This is a genomic window from Blattabacterium cuenoti (genome assembly GCF_014252415.1).
In the GTDB taxonomy this organism is placed as follows: Bacteria; Bacteroidota; Bacteroidia; order Flavobacteriales; family Blattabacteriaceae; genus Blattabacterium; species Blattabacterium cuenoti_Y.
On the sequence record NZ_CP059223.1, the window covers coordinates 239245 to 258495 of the forward strand.

A 19251-nucleotide genomic window follows, 5' to 3' on the forward strand; every position below is an offset into this window, starting at 1 on the left:
ATCATAATTTTAATGAAAAGAAAATATATAACAATCCTAGGAGGGGGAGAAAGCGGTGTAGGAGCAGCTTTATTAGCTAATAAAAATAATTTAAAAGTATTTGTATCAGATTCAGGAATCATAAAAAATAAATATAAAAAAATTTTAATAAAAAACGATATTTTATTTGAGGAGAATGGACATACAGAAAATTTTATTATAAATGAATCTATAAAAATTATTAAAAGTCCTGGTATTTATAAAAATAATTATTTGATAAATAGAATTAATTTAATGAAAATCCCCATAATATCTGAGTTAGATTTTTGTATGAAATATATAAAAGAATATAATTATTTAATAGGTATTACTGGTAGCAATGGTAAAACTACTACTAGTTCAATACTATATAATATTCTTAAAAAGAATAAATGTAATGTAGGACTAGCGGGTAATATAGGATTTAGCTTTTCTAGAAAAATTTTAGAAAAAAAAAATATTTATGTTTTAGAAATTAGTAGTTTTCAATTAGATGATTCTTACAAATTTCATGCAAATATAGCCATTTTATTAAATATTACAAATGATCATTTAGATAGATATGAAAATAATATAGAAAAATATATGATATCTAAATTTAGATTGACTAATAATCAAACAAAAAAAGATATTTTTATTTATAATTATGATGATCCCATGATTAGAATAGGATTAAAAAAATTTTTTTTAAATATAAAATCTAATTTTATTCCTTTTTCTGCAAAAAGAAAATTAAAATTTGGATTTTATATAGAAAAAAATATTATATGTTACCAAGATAAAAATAATAAAATTCACAAAATTTTCAACGTTAAATATATATATGGTTTATATAATATATATAATATCATTGCTATAATAATTGTTTCTAAATTATTAAATATTAATAATAATGTTTTAAATTCGGTTTTAAGTAATCTTAATTCGATAGAACATCGATTAGAAAAAATTAATTATATAATAAATGGAGTCAATTTTATTAATGATTCGAAGGCAACAAATGTTAGCTCTACATTTTTTGCATTAGAAAAAATCAAAGGTCCTATTATTTGGATAGTAGGTGGAAAAGATAAAGGTAATAATTATAAAGAATTAGTACCTATAGTTAAGAAAAAGGTAAAAGCTATAATATGTTTAGGTATAGATAATATTAAAATTATTAATATGTTTAAAAACATTGTTCATATTATATTAGAAACAAAAAGTATGAAAAAAGCAGTTTATATTTCTTATAGTTTATCTAAACCTGGATATAATATATTATTATCTCCTTCTTGTTCTAGTTTTGATTTGTTTGATAATTATATAAAAAAAGGAAATGAATTTAAAAAAGAAGTAAAATATCTTTTTTATAATAGAAAAAATGAAAAAAATAAATATTTTTATTAGTAATTATTTAAGAGGAGATAAATATTTATGGGCTTTTATATCTTTATTAACTATATTTTCTTTTTTACCAGTTTATTCTGCAATCAGTAGTTTTACAATTAGATATTGTAAAGGGACTTATACAATATTTTATTGTTTATTAAAACATATTTTTTTTTTATTAGTAGGATATTGTATTCTTTTTTTTACACAATTTATTCATTATAAACATTTCTATAAAGTATCTATATTTTTAATTTTTATATCATTTATTTTACTTATTATTACAGTTTTTCAAGGTAAAAAATTAAATGGAGTTAATGCATCTAGATGGTTACATATTCCTATTATTAATGTATCATTTCAAACTTCTGGTATAGGAAGTTTATCTATATTTATGTATTCTGCAAGATTTTTATCAAAATATAAAAAAAATAAATTACACTTTATAAAATTTTTTATAAATTTTTTATTACCTGTATTTATGATTACAGGGTTAATTTTTCCTTCTAACGGATCTACAGCTATTATCATTTTTATATCTGTTCTAATTATACTTTTCATAAGTAGATCTTCTACAAAAGATGTAATAACATTTTTTTTATTGGGAATATTTTTATCAACTACATATATTTTTTTTGTTACAAAATATTCTAATGAAAATAGAGTTTTGACATGGAAAAATCGTATAGAAAAATTTTTAAAAAATGAAGATACTTATCAAATAATACAGTCTAAAACTGCTATTATTATGGGAAAGACATTCGGCCTTGGACCTGGTAAAAGTATAATTAAAAACTTTCTTCCATTATCTTATTCAGATTTTATTTATGCCATAATTATAGAGGAATATGGATTACTTGGTGGAATTATATTACTATTTATTTATTTACTTATATTATTTAGAATAATGGTCATAGCTACAAAAGTAAAAAATTATTTTTGTACACTTTTAGTATTTTCTGTAGGATTTCCACTAATGATACAATCATTTGTTAATATGGGTATTACAGTAGGAATTTTCCCTATAACTGGACAAACACTACCATTAATTAGTGCAGGAGGTACTTCTATATGGATTACATTTTTTAGTTTTGGTATTATATTAAGTATTAGTAGAACTATATATGAAAAATCTAATTAGTAACAATATCAATCCAAAAATTATTATTGGATGTGGAGGCACTGGGGGGCATATTTACACAGGTGTAGCTATTGCAAATGGAATAAAAAATAAAATTCCGAAATCTAATATATTATTTATCGGATCTAAAAATCATATGGAAATGAAAGAAATTCCAAAATATGGATTTAAAATTAAAGGAATTTGTTTATCTGGGGGAAGAAATAAACTTGTATCTATATATTCAGGATTTATTTTATTATCACAATTGATACGTAGTTTTATTTCAATAAAGAAGGTTATTAAACAATTTTCTCCAAATATAGTGATTGGAACAGGTGGTTACGTAAGTTTTCCTACTTTGTGTGTAGCAAAAAATAAAAATATCCCTATACTAATACAAGAACAAAATTCTATTCCAGGAATAACTAATAGAATATTTTCTCGTTATGCTAAAAAGATATGTATTGCTTATGATCAAGCAAAAAAATTTTTTCCTAAAAAAAAAACTATAATAACAGGAAATCCAATTCGATCCAATATTTTTCATTTACCTGACAAAAAAATAGCATGTAATAAATTGGGATTAAAAAAAGATAAACCAATTATTCTTTCGTTAGGTGGTAGTCATGGATCTAATAATATAAATAATGCTTGGATTAATGGAGGATTAACTAAATTAATTCATTTAGATCTTCAATTAATTTGGCAAATTGGAAATTATCATATTAATAAAATAAAAAGAAACGAAATATTAAATCATCCTAATTTTAGGATAACAAAATTTATTGAAGATATATCTTATTGTTATGCTGCAGCAGATATTATTGTATCTAGAGCAGGTGCTTTAACTATATCAGAAATATGTATAATAGGAAAACCCTATATATTAATTCCTCTTTCTAGTTCTACAGACAATCATCAAAGTGAAAATGCAAAAGTATTAGAGAAAAAAAAAGCAGCATTAATTATTAATGATTCAGAAATAGAAGAAAAATTAATAGACTCAATTGTTAAATTAATGAATAATATTCATATGAAAAAAAAAATGATAAAAAATATGTTATCATTAAGTAAACCTTCGGCAACTAATGATATTATTAAAGAAATTTTACGAATCATATTATGTTAAATAATATAAACTTTTTTTATTTTCTAGGAATAGGAGGTATAGGTATGAGTTCATTGGCTAGATATTTTCATTATATGGGAAAAATTGTTTATGGTCATGATCAAAATTATACTTCTTTAACAAATAATTTGGAAAATGAAGGAATAATTATTAATTATGATGATAATATTAAATCAATTCCGTTTTGGGTTTGTTCTGATAAATGTATGACTATTTACACTCCAGCTATACCTAATAATCATAAACAATGGATTTTTTTAAAAAAAAATGTAAAAAATATAAAAAAAAGATCTCAAGTATTATCTTTAATTACAAAAAATAAAACTTGTATAGCTATAGGGGGTACTCATGGTAAAACTACTACATGTAGTTTTTTAACGCATATTTTATATAGTAATGGAATAAAAATTACTTCTTTTTTAGGAGGAATATCTAAAAATTATGAATCTAATTTTATTTCAAACGGAAAAGATATTTTCTTAGTAGAAGCTGATGAATTTGATCGTTCCTTTTTACATTTATCTCCTAACATTGCTTGTATTACATCATTAGATCAAGATCATGTAGATATTTATCCTAAAAAAGATATTTTGATCAATGCTTATATAAACTTTTCTAAAAGGATAAAAAATCCATATAAAAAAATCTTCTTATGTAAAGAAGATTCTTTTTTATATAAAAAATATTTTATTTCAAAAAATGTTATTTATTATTCAATAATTTATAAAGAAGATTATTATTCGGATAATATTGTTATAAAAGATAATAAATGGTATTTTGATTTTCATACTCCTAAAGAAGTATGGAAATCTATAGTTTTACCTATTCCTGGTTATCATAATTTAAAAAATATTACAGCAGCTTTATCTATAGCCGATTATTTAAATATTAATAAAGAAAAAATAAAAAAATATTTATATTTATTTAAAGGAATTGAAAGAAGATATTCTATTCATTATAATAATAATGGAAAAATATATATAGATGATTACGCTCATCATCCAACAGAAATTAATATTTTAATTAAAACTGTTAAACAATGTTTTCCTAAAAAAAAAATATTAGGGATTTTTCAACCACATTTATTTAGTAGAACTAAATTTTTTGAAAATTCTTTTGCAAAAAGTTTAGAAAACTTTGATTTTTTAATATTATTAGAAATTTATCCTTCTAGAGAAGATAATAAAAAACTAGAATATAATATTAATTCAAATATATTATTAAATAAAATAAATTTGAATTTAGATAATAAAATAGTATCTACCTTGGATAAGGTTATGTTAACAATAAAAGAAAAAAAATTTGATTTTGATATTATTATGACAATAGGAGCAGGAAATATAGAAAATATAATTAATCCAATAAAAAAATGGTTAAATAAAGAATATGGACATAATAATTAATTAAAAAATATAAAATTTTTATATAAAAAGTTTAATAAATTATATTTTTATATTAATGATTTAATAAAATTATTTAATTTTATTATCGTTATTTTTTTTAAATTCAATTCAAAATAAAATTTTTTGAAAATTATATTGTATAATAAAAATAATTTTTGAGTTATTTCATTATAATTTATTATGAAATATTAATTGTTATAATTAAAATTTTAAATATCCAGTAGTCATAAAAAAATAAGATAATAAGATAATTTTATGGAATATCAAGATATAGCTATTGGTCTAGATGTAGGTACTACAAAGATTGTAGCTATGGTCGGAAGAAGAAATGAGTATAATAAAATTGAAATTTTAGGTATAGGAAGATCTAAAAGTATTGGAGTACATAGGGGAGTTGTAAACAACATAACTCAAACTATTGACGCTATTAGAGAAGCGGTTTCTGAAGCTGAACATAGTTCTGGATTAAAAATAAAGGAAGTTATTGTAGGAATAGCTGGACAACATATTAGGAGTTTACAACATAATGATTATATTACAAGATTAGATTTTGAAAATGTTATTAATCAAAAAGATATACAAAAATTAATAGATCAAGTTCATAAATTAGTAATGTTACCAGGAGAAGAAATTATTCATGTCCTTCCTCAAGAATACAAAGTAGATAGTCAGTCAGAAATAGGGGAACCTATTGGGATGTATGGTAGTCGTTTAGAAGCTAATTTTCATGTAGTTGTTGGACAAATTTCTTCAATTAGAAATATTGGAAGATGCGTTAAAGCAGCTGGATTAAATCTTGCTGGAATGACTTTAGAACCTATAGCTTCCGCAGAAGCAGTTTTAAGTAAAGAAGAAAGAGAAGCAGGAGTTGCTTTAGTAGACATAGGAGGGGGAACAACAGATGTTGCTATATTTAAAGATAATATCATTCGTCATACTGCTGTTATCCCTTTTGGAGGAAATGTAATTACTGAAAATATAAAAACAGATTGTCTAATTATTGAAAGACAAGCAGAATTATTGAAAATAAAATTTGGATCAGCTTGGCCAGGAGAAAACAAAGAAACTGAAATTGTTTGTATACCTGGACTAAGAGGTAGAGAACCAAAAGAAATTTCTTTAAAACATCTTTCTAAGATTATTCATACAAGAGTTTGTGAAATTTTAGAACATGTTAACGTTGAAATTAATAATTATGGAAATGAAGAACAAAAAAAAAGATTAATAGCAGGACTAGTCATGACAGGAGGCGGAGCACAATTAAAACATATAAGACCTCTCACTGAATATATTACTGGAATGGATGTCCGTGTAGGATATTCTAATGAACATATAGCGGGTGGAGATAATGGATTTATAAGTAATCCTGAATATGCAACATCAATAGGATTAGTTGTAAAAGGGTTAGATGATAAGAAAAAATATTTATGTACATCAGATATGGTATACAATCAATCAGATTATAAAAACAATGTTGAATTATTTTCTACAAAATTTTATAATAAAAATAAATTATATGAAAAAGAGTTAGATAATTCTATTAATAAAAAGAAAAAATCCAAATCTTTTTTAGAAATTTGGGCAGATAAATTTCGTCAAATATTGAATGACACAGAATAAAAAATAATGAAAAAAGAAAATTCAAAAATAGAAAAAAAAGAAAAAATTCAATTTAAATTATCAAATAACCGTTCTGCATCAATTAAAGTAATAGGAGTAGGAGGAGGGGGTAGTAATGCCTTAAGTTATATGTTTGAACAAGGGATTAATGGAGTAGATTTTATAGCTTGTAATACAGATGCACAAGCTTTAAATAATAATCCAGTTCCTACAAAAATACAATTGGGTGCATCTATAACTGAAGGACTTGGTGCAGGAGCAGATCCTGAAGTAGGAGAAAAAGCTGCATTAGAAAGTCTAGAAGAAATAAAAAGTGTATTAGATTCCAATACCAAAATGACATTTATTACTGCAGGAATGGGAGGAGGTACAGGAACAGGAGCTGCTCCTGTTATTGCAGGAATTTCTAAAGAAAAAGGAATTCTTACTGTAGGAATAGTTACTATTCCATTTCATTTTGAGGGAAAAATGAGATTAAAACAAGCTCAAAAAGGAATAGAATCTTTAAGAAAAAATGTAGATTCATTAATTGTTATTAATAATGATAAGTTAAGAGAACTATATGGAAATTTAGGATTTAAAGCAGGATTTGCAAAAGCAGATGAAGTATTAACTACAGCAGCCAAAGGAATTGCAGAAGTTATCACCCATCATTATAAACAAAATATAGATTTAAGAGATACAAGAACAGTATTAAAAGAAAGTGGTACTGCTGTAATGGGGTCTTCAGTTTCTGTTGGAGAAAATAGAGCTAAGGAAGCCGTAATTCAAGCATTAGACTCTCCATTATTAAATGATAATAAAATAACTGGAGCTAAAAATGTACTTCTTTTAATTGTGTCTGGTAGGATTGAAATTACTATAGATGAAATTGGAATTATTAGTGATTATATTCAATCAGAAGCAGGAAATAATGCAAATATTATAATGGGAATAGGAGAAGACGAAAAATTAGAAGAAAGTATTTCTGTTACAATAGTAGCAACAGGATTTCCAACTGAAATACAACGTGCTATTAATCATGAAGAAAAAAAAATATTTCATAGGTTAGAAGAACCATATGATAAAAAATTACCAAATAGAGATGAAATACATTTATTACAAAAAAAATCATTTTTTTCAATAAAAAAAAAATTTTCAAAAGATTTAGATAAATTAAATAACGGTAAAAAAAAAATTTCATTGAATCAAAATATATTTAATCAATCAATAGATTTAAACTCTAGTTCTTTTAATAATCCTCATGCAAATTATAGTGAAAATAAAGAAAAAAATATTTCTTCTTTAGAAGAAAACTTTGATTATCCTATATATAGTAATAAAAAAAATAAAGTTTTAAATAAAGATATTAGAATAAAAAAAGAAAAAAATAATAATAAATAATTTTATTATATTATTTTGTTTATGAAATATTTTATACCTAAAGGTACTAGAGATTTTTCTCCAATTGAAACTTATAATCGTAATTTTTTGATTAAAACTATCAAAAAATGTTTTAAAATATTTGGTTTTTATCCACTAGAAACTCCATCTATTGAAAATATATCTACTCTTAACGAAAAATATGGAGAAGAAGTCGAATTTTTAATATTTAAAATACTTAATTCCGGAAATACTTTAAGAAAAGGAATATTAAATTTTTTAAAAGAAATAGATAAAAGTAACAATATAAAAACTAATATTTATAATAATCAAATTGTATATAGATTTTTATCTAATAAAGCACTTAGATATGATCTAACTGTTCCTTTTATACGATATATAATTATGAATAAAAATAGAATTTTTTTTCCATTTAAAAGATATCAAATACAACCTGTATGGAGATCTGAAAAACCTCAAAAAGGAAGATTTAGAGAATTTTATCAATCTGATGCCGATATTGTTTCAAGATCTTATTCATTATGGTCCGAAATAGAATTAATTAAACTTTGTGATTATATTTTTACAAAACTAAATTTATCTATAATTATTTATATTAATCATATATATATATTGAAAGGAATAGTAGAGTTAATTGGTATAAAAGATAATTTATGGAAAGATTTTATTATAATTTTAGATAAATGGAATAAAATTGGAGAAAATGAAGTAAAAAAAGAAATGTTGAATAAAGGTATTACTTTACAATCATTTAATGATATAAAATATTTAATAAAAAGAAATGAAAGTTTTCAAAATAAAAAAAAATTTTTTGAAAAAAAATTTCAGTATTCTAATAAAGGTAAAATAGGTCTTAAAGAAATTAGTTTTATATATGAAACTCTAGAAAATATTTCTTTATATAAAACAAAATTAAAATGGAACATTTCTTTAGCAAGGGGAATAAATTATTATACAGGTATAATATGGGAAATTATCCCGAATAAACAAAATAATTATAATTCTATTGGAGGAGGAGGTAGATACGATAAATTAATAAATTTATTTGGAATGAAAAATATTTATGGGACAGGAATTTCATTTGGTTTAGATAGAATTTATTTAGCTATGGAAAAAGAAAATTTATTTAAAATTAATAAATATAATTTTTTTCCATCTAAAATTATGTTTATTAATTTTGGAGATAAAGAATCTATTTATTCATATAAATTATTAGATTTATTAAGAAAAAAAGGAATATCTACTCAATTATATCCTAATGTTTCAAACATTAATAAACAATTTAAATATGCGTATGATAATAATATTAAATTTGTTATAATGATAGGTGAAAATGAAATTAAAAATAATAAAATTAAAATGAAAAATACTAAGAATAAAATAGAAGTAGAATATAATAATATTAATGATTTAATAAATGATATTATATAATTAAACTTTAATTTAAATTTTTTGACTTAAGCTTCATAGCTTCTTTTTTCCAAAAGTAAAATCCTTCTACAGATAAGTAAATAATAATTACTATTATTATTTTTGAATAAAATGATGAAAAAAAAATAGATAAAATATTAATAATAATACAAATTATCCAATTTTCTACTTTTTTTATAGCCATTTGATACATACGAGAAAAATTTAATCCATTTATTATTATATTATTGAAATTATTTTCATCATTTTTTACATTTAGAGATAAAACAATTATATTTAGTACACAAGTAATAAAAAATAAAACAAATGTTTGTATGTAATCTTTTTTTTTACAAAAAGTTATAGAAATTTTTTTATTTTTTTTATTCATCCATAATAACCATCCGTATAAGTTAATCATAATATAATATATTTTCATTATAAAATTTCCATATAAATGGTTTTTATAAGTTGAATAACTACTTATTATATAACTCATTATAAAAGATGGATATGCCCAAGTATTATATTTTATAGAAAGAAATGTACTAATAATAGTAAAAAAAATGGATATTAAATCTAATGTTAAATAAATCCAACATTTTTCATTATGATAATGTAAAAGAAACATAATTTTATTTATATGTATGATAGTAATTATATATCTATGCTGTAGACTAAATAATAATTTTCTAATTTTTTATAAAATGCAGTAAATTTTTTGCTACAATATTTTTTTATGATCCAACATTGAATAGAATGATCTTTTTTTATGCAAAAAGGAGAAACTTTATAATGATTTAAAAAATTGTAATAAGTACCCCCATTTAATTTATATAAACTTTCTTTTATTCCCCATATAATATGTAAATAATCTTTTTCAGATTTTTTTTTTAAAAAAAAATTTTCATCTTTTCTAACAAATTTTTTCTTTATTTTTGTTATTTTTTCTCTATATTTTTCTATATCTATTCCAACATGATAAGAACTAATTGCTATAGCAATTCTTTCATAAGAATGACTTAAAGAAAAATATTTTTTTTTTCCTTTGTATATAAAAAAATTATTATTATATAATGAATTTATTTTTATTCTCATATACCTTAAAATAAAACGAGTTCCTATAAATTCTATTTTTCTTTTATCTGATAAAGAAAGAAAAATTTTTCTTTCTTTATCATTTAATAATAATAATTGTTTAAAATTTGTGGTATTTAAATATTTATTCCATTTTATTACTATAATCTTTGTATGAATTTCATCAAATTTAGTATTTTTCATAATTTAATATTTTTGATTGTTATGAAAAAAAAAATTGAGGAAACATTAAAAAATATATTTATTAATAATAAAAATATAATTGAATTAAATTTTTTAAAAAAAATAGATGTATTAAATAACAAAATTATTATTTATTTAGATTTACCAAATCCTACTATGCATTTGAAAAATAAAATAGAAAAAGAAATTTTATTATCATTAGATCATGTCATACAAAAGAAAATATATATAAAAATTAATGTAAAATTAAATAATATAAAAAAAAATTCTTCGAAAATAAAAAATATAATTGCTATAGCATCCGGTAAAGGAGGCGTTGGTAAATCTACAATCTCATCTATAATGGCAGTTAGTTTAATAAAAATGGGATTTAATGTAGGACTATTAGATGCCGATATTTATGGGCCTTCAATACCATTAATATTTAATATTGATATACATAATCAATCCATTTTGTATAAAAATGGATTTTTGAACCCTATTTTTATTAAAGGACTAAAAATTTTATCTATGGGATTTTTTTCAAAATATGGACAAGCAATTGTATGGAGAGGTCCCTTGGTTACAAAAGTTTTAATGCAATTTATTTATAAAACTAATTGGGGGGATCTTGATTTTTTAATTATAGATCTTCCACCAGGAACTGGTGATATTCATTTATCTATTGCACAACAAGATTTTTTTTTAAAAGGAGTAGTTATAATAAGTACACCTCATCAATTATCTTTTTCAGATGTATCAAGAACTATAAAAATGTATAAAATAAGATCAATAAATATTCCAATATTAGGAATTATTGAAAATATGTCATTTTTCTTTATAAAAAAAAATAAATATTATTTATATGGAAAAAATCATGTAAGAGAATTTTCAAAAAAAATGAATTTATCTTTTTTAGGAGAAATTCCTTTTTTACAGGAAATACAAAATGTTATTGACATTGGTATTTTTAATGTATTAAACAATAATATTATATATAATAATTTTGAAAAAATTATAAAATGTATTATAAACCAATTATAGATTATACTAAGATGTTATTAATTTTAAATTAGATCATGTAATTACATCAACCTCTCTTGATAATATGACCCCTAATTTTTTTTTTACATCTTGAATAATTTTTTCTGAAATAGAATATATTTGCATTCCATTTGCTTTTCCATGATTTAACAAAATTATTGGATATTTTTCATATATTTCCACATCACCTATTCTTTTTCCTTTCCATCCTACATATTCAATTAACCAATTTGTAGATATTTTAATCATACTTTTAATAGGGGTTCCAATAATATTGGGATAACGAATTTTTAATTTTTTAAAAAAGTTTTTTTCTACTATAGGATTTGTAAAAAAGCTTCCTGCATTTCCAATATTTTTTGGATCTGGTATCTTTTTTTTTCTAATAGAAGCTATAATTTTTATTAGATCATTACTAGTAGGATTTTTTATTTTTAATAAATTTATTTTTTCTTTAACATCAGTATGATTTATATTTAATTTTTCGAAATTTTTTTTCAATATAAAAAAAACTGATAAGATTAAATATTTATTTTTATTTTTTTTGAAAATAGAATTACGATATGAAAATTTACATTCTTTACGTGTAAGTTCCAATATTTTTTTTTTGATTGTATCATAGACTTCTACTTTTAGAATAAAATTTTTTATTTCTACTCCATATGCCCCAATATTTTGTATTGGTGATACTCCAATTGTTCCAGGAATAAAATATAAATTTTCTAATCCATAGAATCCTTTATTTATAGTCCATTCTACAAAATTATTCCAATTTTCTCCAGAAAATGCTTTTACGATAACTTTATTTTTAGTTTCATAAACTATTTTTATTCCCTTAATTTCCATTTTCATAATTAATCCTGGATAATAATTATTTAAGAATAATACATTACTACCATTGCCCAGTATTCGTTTAGGAATAAAAATATATTGATCATATATTTTTATAAGATCATATATATTTTTTATGATTACGAAATAACGAGTATAAACATTAATTCCAAATGTATTAAATTTTTTTAATGAAAAATTTTTTTTAATTATTAACATTAAAATTAAAAGTTAAATAAATTTAATTTTGTTTGTAAATAATGTAATGATTAAATTTATTGATAAACATATAAATATAAAATTATTTTTTTATGAAAAAAGGAGGAAATTTTTTTATGGGAATTATTATTGGTACTATAACTGGATTAGCAATGGGTATTATGTTTTATCCAAGAAAAGAAAATAAATTTAAAAATATTTTTAATAAAAAAACTGAAACTTTAAAAGAAAATTTACAAAATATTAAAAAAAAAATTGGAAAAAAAATAGATACGATAAAATCAGATTTTGAAATACAATGGAAAAAACATAAAAATAAGAATGATATAGATAAAATAGAGGATGAATTAGGTACTTAATGTAATGTTTTATTTTATAAAAAAACTTATTTATGATAAATTAAATATTATTAAAAAAAAATTTTTTCAAATATTTATTTTAATCGCAACTGAAATATTAGTAAATATTTATTTAATGATATTTTTTAGTATTGTAATATTTCTTAGTGTAATATCTTTATGTTTTTTTTTATCTATTTATGTTGGAAATTACTTTATTGGATTTAGTACAATAACTATACTATTTTTATTAATTTCTATTTTAATTTTTTTATCATTTAGAAATAGTATACGAATTTTTATAAAAAATTTTATAAAAAAATCTATTAAAAAAAACATAAAATAATTATGAAAAATTTTAATATTATTTATGGAATACATTCTTTAATAGGTGCAATTCAATCTGGAAAAAAATTAAAAAAAATATTTTTTATTAAAGAGACTAAAAAATCATCTTCTTTATATAGAAAATTAATTAAAATTTCTAAAAAAAATAATATACCAATTCAATTTGTTAAAAATATAAGTATTAACTCAATAAAAAATAAAAACCATCAAGGAGTTTTTGCTTATATTTCCAATATAAAAATGTTTCAATTAAAAAGTATATTACCTTCTTTAAAAAAAAAAAAAAAAGATCCTATTCTAGTTATTTTAGATCGAATTACAGATGTAAGAAATTTCGGGGCTATTACAAGAACTTCTGTATGTGCTGGGGCTGACGCAATTATCGTTACTAGAAAAGGAACTATATCAATAGGAGCTGATTCTGTCAAAACTTCTTCGGGGGCTTTATTTGAAATACCAATATGTAGAGAAAATAATTTAAATAATACCATAAAATTTTTAATTGAAAATAGATTTAAAATAATTTCTACAACAGAAAAATCTAATTTAAATTGGTGTGATATTAATTTATTAGGACCTATTGCTTTAATTTTTGGAAATGAAAGTAATGGTATATCTAATAAATATTTAATATCTTCTTCTAATCAAATAAAAATTCCATCTATGAAGAAAAATTTATTATCGTTAAATGTATCTGTAGCTTGTGGTATTATTTTGTATGAAATTTTAAGACAAAGAAATTTCTATAAAAAAAATTAAAATTCATTTTTAAATTGACTTAAAAAACGAATATCATTTTTAAAAAAAATTCTAATATCTTTTATATTATAAATTATCATAGTTAAACGTTCTATACCTAAACCAAACGCAAAACCAGTATATAAATTAGAGTCTATATTTACATTTTTTAATACTTGTGGATCTATAATTCCACATCCCATAATTTCTAACCATTTGTTGTCATAAAATATATCCACCTCTGCACTAGGTTCAGTAAATGGAAAATAAGAAAGTCTAAATCTTATTTTTACTTTACCAAATAATAGATTAATCATATATTGAATAGTCTCTTTTAAATCACAAAAAGAAACATTTTTATTAACATAAAATCCTTCAACTTGATGAAACATATAATTTGAATTATATGAAACTGTTTCATTACGATATACTTTTCCTAAAGAAAAAACTTTAAAAGGTGGAGAATTTTTTTTCATATATCTTATTTGTACAGAAGATGTATGTGTACGTAATAAAAAATCTGGATTTTTTTGTAAAAAAAATGTATCTTGCATATCTCTAGATGGATGTAATATAGGAATATTTAAAGCAGTAAAATTATGCCAATCATCTTCTATTTCATTACCATCCACACAATAAAAACCCATATAATAAAGTATTTTTATTATTTTATTTTTTATAATAGATATTGGATGTAAAGATCCAATATTTGTAAATTTACCTGGAATTGTTATGTCAAATTTATTTCTATTTATATTTTTTATTTTAATATAATTTTTTAAAATTTTTTCTTTGATTTCATTTTTTAATTTATTTAAAATTATTCCTATTTTTTTTCTATCAGAAATAGGAATATATTTTATTTTTTTTATAAATAATGTTATAATTCCATTTTTTTTACCTAAAAATTTGATTTTGAATTTTTTAATATCATCAATTGTTTTTGGATTAAAAAATTTTATATCATTTTTAATTTTGTTAATTGTTTCAATATTATTCATTATTTAAATTATTTATTACGATTATTAATTTTCATAATAATTTTTTAAAGAATTTTTTGTTTTAATTACTGTATTGTACTTAAAATTAATTAAATAAATTATAATTAAATGTATAATTAAATGATTCTATCGCATATATTTAAGGTTATTTTTATAATAAATTATTATTATGACTTTATTAGATATTATTATATTAATTATAACTATAATCGGAGGATTTTATGGATATAAAAGTGGATTAATTTCTCAATTTTCTTTTCCTATTACATTTATAATATTAATATATAAAGGTTATTACATATTTATAAGATATAAAAATCTATTGCATAATTATATAAATAATAAAATATATTTATTAACATGTTCTACAATTATTTCAATAATTTCTGTAATTTTTTTCGTTCATATACTTAATAAATCAATAAAATTAATTATCACAATGACATGGATGAAACCTATTGATCAATTAGGAGGGATGATGTTCGGTTTAATAAAATATTTTTTATATATTTCTACTTTTTTGTTTTTCATTAAAAAATTTAATCAGATAACTAAATTTACTTATGATGGTTTTTTTCACAGTGTTATAGAAAAAAAATTAGAATTGCTATTATATAAAAGAGAATCAATATTTAAATCTTTATTTGATCAAATCAATACATTACTAAAATTTTAAATAATATGAATTTGAAAAAAAAAATATTTTCTATACAATCAAACAAAGATTTTGAAAAAATAGTATTTAAAATTTTTAATTTTCATATGAAAAATAATGATATATATAATTATTATATAAAATTGATGAAAATAAATATAGAAAAAATTGAAAATATTTATGATATACCTTTTTTACCAATATCTTTATTTAAAACACATTTAATCACTATAAATAAATCTATTATAAAAAAATGTAAAAGTCAATATGATACAATTTTTATTAGTAGTGGAACTACGGGAAAAAAAAGTAAACATTATATAAATGATATAAATATTTATACTAATAGTATAAAAAATGGATTTGAATTATTTTATGGACCAATAAATAATTTTTTATTTTTAGGAATTTTTCCAAATTATAAAAAAAATTCATCATTAATTTATATGATGAATTTTTTTATAAATAAAACATCCAAAAATGGGAGTAAATTTATTTTTTATCCATATGATCAACTTGATATTGAAAGTATAATCGAAAATAGTTATAATAAAACTATTTTAGTTTTTGGATTAAGTTATTCCTTATTAGATTTTATAAAAAAATTTAAATATAATATTTTCTCAAAAAAAAATATAATTGTTATGGAAACCGGGGGGATGAAGGGAAAAAGAGAAGAAATAACAAGAGATGAATTACATTTTATTCTAAAAAATTTTTTTTCAGTGAACCATATTCATTCAGAATATGGTATGACTGAAATGCTTTCCCAAGCATATTCAAAAAATATGGGAGATTTTAAATGTCCACCATGGATGAATGTATACATAAGAGAGACAGAAGATCCTTTTTATCATATAAAAAATAATAATGTAATAGGTGGAATAAATATTATTGATTTATCTAATTACTTATCTTGTCCTTTTATATCTACTGATGATTTAGGTTTAAAAGTAGATATAAATAAATTTAAAGTATTAGGTAGAATAGATTTTTCAGATTTAAGAGGATGTAATTCTATGGTTTTTTAATATTAGAATTATCTTTATTTAAAGATAGTTTTGATACCATATTATGATATAAAATAATCATATTTTTCATACGTTCTGATATTTTTCTTGATTCAGATAATATTCTTAATATTAAAAACGTATTTTTTTTTCCATATTTATATTGGATAATACCAATTAATTGTTGATTCATTTGAATTTTAACATTTTTTATTATATTAGAATGTATTATTTTCGATGAATAAATTAAACATTTGTAATTATTATCATCAATTATTTTTTTTATTATATCAAAATAATGATTCATATAACATTCAAGTTTTGAAATACTTTTTTTTTGTTCATTTTTTAATGGCTTATGACTATTCATAATATGAAATAATATACTATTACTGATTATATCTAAATAGTCTGTAATTTCTTTTATTGTGTTATATATATGAAAATAAAAAACCCCAAAAATTGGATTAGTTTCATTAGTTTTTTTTAATATTTTAATTAATAAATTATCTAATCCAATAAAATTTTTTCTCAATTCTAAAAAATGATTTCTACTATTTTTTATTTTTTTTATATCTCCATGATAAATTCCATATAGAGAATTTGTATAAATATATTTTATAGATAATATTTTTGGTTTTAATATATTATTAATCTTATTTAAAATATTTAAAGTATTTATTTCAGATATTTCTAATAATAATTTATCTTCTTCAAATTTTTTTATTTGGATTTTAGAAAAAACTTTATAATTTTTATAAATTATTATTCCTATTATACAAAATAGGAATAAAATAGCCCAAATTTTAAAAAAATATAGAAATAAAGAGACTATCCCTGCCATAGTAAACGCAATTAATCCTGTTAACAACCATCCTCTTATAACACTTAATACCCCAGATACTCTATAAACTGCACTCTCTCTATCCCAAGCTCTATCAGCAAGAGAAGTTCCCATAGCTACCATAAATGTTACAAAAGTTGTAGAAAGTGGTAATTTTTGAATAGTTGCTATAGATATTAGTATACTAGATATAGTTAAATTCGAAGACGCCCTAACTAAATCAAATGCTACATGATTATCTTTTTGTATATCATTTTTTTTAAAATTTTTTTCTATTTTCAATAACATTTTTTTTGGAAAAAAATTTTTTATTTTTTTTCCAAGGAATAAAAATAATCTTACAATCCATCTAGATAAAGAATTTGACAAAAAAATTTCAGGACCTTCATTTTGTCTACTTAGATTAATTTCAGTATTAGTAATATTTCTAGTTTTTTTTGAAAACCAAAGTGTTAATATCATAATTATGGAAGAAACAATTAAAATTGATGATGGAACCTGTACATTATTTTTTGATAAATCTCTCATATTAAATATTTCCGCCGATGGATGTCCTTTTTTTATCCATATATTATACGATTGTATTCCTGCTATAGGAATACCTATAAAATTTACTAAATCATTTCCAGAAAAAGCCATTGCTAAAGAAAACGTTCCATATAATACAACAAATCTTAAAATATTATAACCTAAAGAAACAAATATCTTTGCTATAATAATCCATGTGAATATTAAATAAATTATAAATATGAAAAAATTATGATGAATCCAATTAATTAAATTATTAATATAAGAAGAAAGTTCATTCATAATTATTGTATTGTTTGTATCTACATTTTCAATAATAGCGCTATGTAATCCTTTAATAATTAAAAAATATGTCATACTACTAAGGGATATAGATGACCATATAACCCCTATATATTTTAACTTATTTTTATAATTAAAACTAAATATAGAACGAATAAAATAATGAATAAATGTACCTGATAAAAAAGATATGATAATAGATAAAAATATTCCTATACCAATATCTAATGCTTTTTCTGTTTTAATATATTTAGTAATATAGTAAAAAGGTTCATTATTAAATAAAATTTTTATAGTTGCAATACTAAAAGATCCACCTAATAAACAAAATACCATAGATACAGTAGTAGATGTTGGTAATCCTAAGGTATTAAATATGTCTAATAAAATAATATCCGATATCATTACTGATAAAAAAATGAATATAATATCTGAAAAATAGAAATGAGATGGATCAAAAACTCCTTTTCTTGCTATTTCCATCATACCACTAGATAAAAATGTTCCTAAAATAATCCCTATACTAGCAAATATCATAATAGTATTACGAGAAGCGACTTTAGATCCAATAGAAGAATTTAAAAAATTTACTGCATCATTAATCAATCCTATAATGAGATCAAATATAGATAGAATAAATAAAATAATTATAATTAATGGATAAGATAGTTCCATATAAATAATTGTTAAATAAAA

The 19251-nt window shown here is 20.7% G+C and carries 18 protein-coding genes; 13 read left to right on the forward strand and 5 right to left on the reverse strand.

What is annotated here, in order from left to right:
- The first annotated feature begins 12 nt into the window (after positions 1-12).
- The 7 genes from murD to hisS all read left to right on the forward strand — a co-directional run bounded on the left by murD (position 13) and on the right by hisS (position 9478).
- Entirely contained in the window at positions 13-1407 is a 1395-nt protein-coding gene (murD, locus tag H0H33_RS01170) for a UDP-N-acetylmuramoyl-L-alanine--D-glutamate ligase (RefSeq protein WP_185878090.1), read from the forward strand.
- Complete coding sequence (locus H0H33_RS01175; RefSeq protein WP_185878091.1) at positions 1382-2530, forward strand: FtsW/RodA/SpoVE family cell cycle protein; 1149 nt, start codon at positions 1382-1384, stop codon at positions 2528-2530. The genes murD and H0H33_RS01175 overlap by 26 nt, the downstream gene beginning before the upstream one ends.
- Positions 2514-3641 (forward strand): undecaprenyldiphospho-muramoylpentapeptide beta-N-acetylglucosaminyltransferase, encoded by a 1128-nt coding sequence (gene murG / locus H0H33_RS01180; protein ID WP_185878092.1) that lies wholly within the window; start codon positions 2514-2516, stop codon positions 3639-3641. The genes H0H33_RS01175 and murG overlap by 17 nt, the downstream gene beginning before the upstream one ends.
- A complete protein-coding gene (murC, locus tag H0H33_RS01185; RefSeq protein WP_317167114.1) occupies positions 3635-5044 on the forward strand; it encodes a UDP-N-acetylmuramate--L-alanine ligase in 1410 nt (469 codons plus the stop codon). The genes murG and murC overlap by 7 nt, the downstream gene beginning before the upstream one ends.
- A 255-nt stretch (positions 5045-5299) precedes the next feature.
- On the forward strand, positions 5300-6664 hold the full coding sequence (gene ftsA / locus H0H33_RS01190) for a cell division protein FtsA (RefSeq protein ID WP_185878093.1): 1365 nt from the start codon (positions 5300-5302) through the stop codon (positions 6662-6664).
- Between the two features lie 6 nt (positions 6665-6670).
- Positions 6671-8047 carry a cell division protein FtsZ gene (ftsZ, locus tag H0H33_RS01195; protein WP_185878094.1) on the forward strand — a complete coding sequence of 459 codons (1377 nt, stop codon included), beginning with the start codon at positions 6671-6673 and terminating at the stop codon, positions 8045-8047.
- 21 nt (positions 8048-8068) lie between these two features.
- Positions 8069-9478, forward strand: a complete 1410-nt coding sequence (gene hisS / locus H0H33_RS01200; RefSeq protein ID WP_185878095.1) for a histidine--tRNA ligase — start codon at positions 8069-8071, stop codon at positions 9476-9478.
- Positions 9479-9485: 7 nt separating this feature from the next.
- Here hisS and H0H33_RS01205 read toward each other — a convergent pair whose 3' ends face one another.
- A complete protein-coding gene (locus tag H0H33_RS01205; protein WP_185878096.1) occupies positions 9486-10088 on the reverse strand; it encodes a nicotinamide mononucleotide transporter in 603 nt (200 codons plus the stop codon).
- Positions 10089-10114: 26 nt separating this feature from the next.
- Positions 10115-10738 (reverse strand): 4'-phosphopantetheinyl transferase family protein, encoded by a 624-nt coding sequence (locus tag H0H33_RS01210; protein WP_185878097.1) that lies wholly within the window; start codon positions 10736-10738, stop codon positions 10115-10117.
- Between the two features lie 21 nt (positions 10739-10759).
- Here H0H33_RS01210 and H0H33_RS01215 point away from each other — a divergent pair, with 21 nt between their 5' ends.
- Entirely contained in the window at positions 10760-11761 is a 1002-nt protein-coding gene (locus tag H0H33_RS01215; RefSeq protein ID WP_185878098.1) for an Mrp/NBP35 family ATP-binding protein, read from the forward strand.
- A 33-nt stretch (positions 11762-11794) separates the two neighbouring features.
- Here H0H33_RS01215 and murB read toward each other — a convergent pair whose 3' ends face one another.
- On the reverse strand, positions 11795-12811 hold the full coding sequence (murB, locus tag H0H33_RS01220; protein ID WP_185878099.1) for a UDP-N-acetylmuramate dehydrogenase: 1017 nt from the start codon (positions 12809-12811) through the stop codon (positions 11795-11797).
- A gap of 92 nt (positions 12812-12903) precedes the next feature.
- Here murB and H0H33_RS01225 point away from each other — a divergent pair, with 92 nt between their 5' ends.
- From H0H33_RS01225 to rlmB, 3 genes are read left to right on the forward strand one after another with little or no spacing between them, the layout of a single operon-like run.
- Positions 12904-13170, forward strand: a complete 267-nt coding sequence (locus H0H33_RS01225; RefSeq protein WP_185878100.1) for a YtxH domain-containing protein — start codon at positions 12904-12906, stop codon at positions 13168-13170.
- Positions 13171-13174: 4 nt separating this feature from the next.
- Positions 13175-13495: a hypothetical protein gene (locus H0H33_RS01230; protein ID WP_185878101.1), complete on the forward strand. Its 321-nt coding sequence runs from the start codon at positions 13175-13177 to the stop codon at positions 13493-13495.
- Between the two features lie 2 nt (positions 13496-13497).
- Complete coding sequence (gene rlmB / locus H0H33_RS01235) at positions 13498-14256, forward strand: 23S rRNA (guanosine(2251)-2'-O)-methyltransferase RlmB (protein WP_185878102.1); 759 nt, start codon at positions 13498-13500, stop codon at positions 14254-14256.
- On the opposite strand, the gene pheS is transcribed toward rlmB, so the two are convergent.
- Positions 14253-15236, reverse strand: a complete 984-nt coding sequence (pheS, locus tag H0H33_RS01240) for a phenylalanine--tRNA ligase subunit alpha (protein WP_394798947.1) — start codon at positions 15234-15236, stop codon at positions 14253-14255. The genes rlmB and pheS overlap by 4 nt on opposite strands.
- Positions 15237-15405: 169 nt before the next feature.
- Here pheS and H0H33_RS01245 point away from each other — a divergent pair, with 169 nt between their 5' ends.
- On the forward strand, positions 15406-15912 hold the full coding sequence (locus tag H0H33_RS01245; RefSeq protein WP_185878103.1) for a CvpA family protein: 507 nt from the start codon (positions 15406-15408) through the stop codon (positions 15910-15912).
- Between the two features lie 5 nt (positions 15913-15917).
- Positions 15918-16922 carry a long-chain-fatty-acid--protein ligase gene (locus H0H33_RS01250; protein ID WP_185878104.1) on the forward strand — a complete coding sequence of 335 codons (1005 nt, stop codon included), beginning with the start codon at positions 15918-15920 and terminating at the stop codon, positions 16920-16922.
- Here H0H33_RS01250 and H0H33_RS01255 read toward each other — a convergent pair.
- On the reverse strand, positions 16909-19230 hold the full coding sequence (locus tag H0H33_RS01255) for an inorganic phosphate transporter (protein WP_185878105.1): 2322 nt from the start codon (positions 19228-19230) through the stop codon (positions 16909-16911). The genes H0H33_RS01250 and H0H33_RS01255 overlap by 14 nt on opposite strands.
- Between the last annotated feature and the right edge of the window lie 21 nt (positions 19231-19251).